The following is a 758-nucleotide window of genomic DNA, read 5'->3' as shown; positions in this document are numbered from 1 at the left end:
GGCCGCTGGCCGGCAACCTCAGACGCTTCAATTGCCGGCCAGCGGCCGGCATTACCGGACCATCGTCACGATTCGCGGATCAACACCCCATCACGCAACCGGTACTGCGCATCGACCACGCCTTCGGGCAGGTCGTCGTGGGTGATCATCAACAGGCTGCGCCCGTCCAGCAACCCGGAGAGATCCTGCAGCAGCGCACGTGCGGTATCCACGTCCAACCCTTCGGTTGGTTCGTCCAGCAGCAGGATCGGCGCGTTGCGCAGCAGTGCCCGCGCCAGCGCCAGCCGTCGCGCCTGGCCGGCCGACATCGTCGCGCCGTTCTCGCCCCCCCAGGCCTGCAGGCCACCGTTGCGCTCGGCCCAGTCGCCCAGGCGCACGCGACGGAGGACCGCCCACAAGGCGGCGTCGCTGGCATCGGGATCGCCCAACCGCAGGTTTTCTGCCACGCTGCCGGCAAACACCGGTGCGTTCTGTGGCAGCCACGCCAGTTGCTGGTGCCACTCAGCCTGGGCGACGTCGCGCAGATCGCGGCCACCATAGGTGATTCGCCCCTGCTGCGGATCCCACAGCCGCAGCAGCAGGCTGGACAGCGTGGTCTTGCCACTGCCGCTGTCGCCGCGGATGGCAATGCGTTCGCCTGGCGCCAGGGTCAGCTGGAGGCCGGTCAGCACCGGCCGCGCCGCGCCCGGCCACTGGAAATGCACATCGTCCCAATGCACGCGCGCGGCTTGCGGCACCGGCTGTGGCACCTGCGGATC

At 69.7% G+C, this 758-nt stretch carries 1 protein-coding gene; it reads right to left on the bottom strand.

Going from position 1 to position 758, the window contains the following annotated elements:
- Positions 1-65: 65 nt before the first annotated feature.
- The coding region (locus ABGA94_RS19425; RefSeq protein WP_375367953.1) for an ATP-binding cassette domain-containing protein at positions 66-758 on the bottom strand (693 nt) is incomplete at its 5' end.

It is taken from the genome of Stenotrophomonas sp. 3diitr2024, from assembly GCF_042136455.1.
Lineage (GTDB): Bacteria > Pseudomonadota > Gammaproteobacteria > Xanthomonadales > Xanthomonadaceae > Stenotrophomonas > Stenotrophomonas sepilia.
Note: the sequence above shows the minus strand (reverse complement) of the source record. Positions and strands in the feature narration are given on the sequence as shown.